This window comes from Nitrospira sp. (assembly GCA_005116745.1).
Taxonomy (GTDB): Bacteria; Nitrospirota; Nitrospiria; order Nitrospirales; family Nitrospiraceae; genus Nitrospira_D.
On sequence record SWDS01000024.1, the window covers coordinates 1 to 1,251 of the forward strand.

The following is a 1,251-nucleotide window of genomic DNA, read 5'->3' on the forward strand; positions in this document are numbered from 1 at the left end:
GCCCTTGCGGGCCACACCCTAAGCTTCGGTACATGACTTAATTCCCGTTACATTTTCGGCGCAGAAACCCTTATTTAGACCAGTGAGCTGTTACGCTTTCTTTAAAGGATGGCTGCTTCTAAGCCAACCTCCTGGTTGTTTTGGGATTCCCACATGCTTTACCACTTAGTGATGACTTGGGGACCTTAGCTGTAGGTTAGGGCTGTTTCCCTTTTGACGACGGACCTTAGCACCCGCCGTCTGTCTGCCGAACTAGACTCGTTGGTATTCGGAGTTTGGTTAGGATTGGTAGATCTCGCGACCCCCGCACCCATCCAGTGCTCTACCCCCAACGGCAATCATTCGACGCTCTACCTCAATAGATTTCGCGGAGAACCAGCTATTTCCCGGCTTGATTGGCCTTTCACCCCTAAACACAACTCATCCGATAATTTTTCAACATTAAACGGTTCGGTCCTCCAGTGCGTGTTACCGCACCTTCAACCTGGTCATGCCTAGATCGCCGGGTTTCGGGTCTAATACATCAAACTCAATCGCCCTATTCAGACTCGCTTTCGCTGCGCCTACACCTAACGGCTTAAGCTTGCTTGATACATTAAGTCACTGACCCATTATGCAAGAGGTACGCGGTCACCCCCTAAAGAGGCTCCCACTGATTGTAAGCATTCGGTTTCAGGTACTGTTTCACTCCCCTCATCGGGGTGCTTTTCACCTTTCCCTCACGGTACTAGTTCGCTATCGGTCACATACGAGTATTTAGGCTTGGAGGGTGGTCCCCCCATGTTCAGACAGGATTTCACGTGTCCCGCCCTACTCGAGTCTCGAGCTTGGCATTACCTGTACGGGGCTGTCACCCGCTGAGGCCCACCTTTCCAGATGGTTCCAGTTGTCCTAATTCAATCACTGGCCTGGTCCGCTTTCGCTCGCCACTACTCGCGGAGTCTCGGTTGATGTCCTTTCCTCCAGGTACTGAGATGTTTCAGTTCCCCGGGTTCGCTTCACCAGGTCTATTTTATTCAACCTGGGATACCTTATCCACCTCACTCAGCCTCCGTCGAAACGGAACCAGAATGAAATGGTGAAGGTGGGTTTCCCCATTCGGAAATCGCCGGATCAAAGTTTGCTCACAACTCCCCGACGCTTATCGCAGCGTGCCACGTCCTTCATCGCCTGTATGTGCCAAGGCATCCACCAAATGCTCTTACCTCACGCTTGAGAATCCACACCATCAACGACAGCCTTGCATAAGGA

1 rRNA gene is annotated in these 1,251 nt (G+C 51.7%); it reads right to left on the reverse strand.

Features of this window, described 5'->3' with window-relative positions:
• A 23S ribosomal RNA gene (locus tag E8D52_18640) occupies positions 1 to 1,224 on the reverse strand; the annotation flags it as partial.
• Positions 1,225 to 1,251 lie beyond the last annotated feature (27 nt).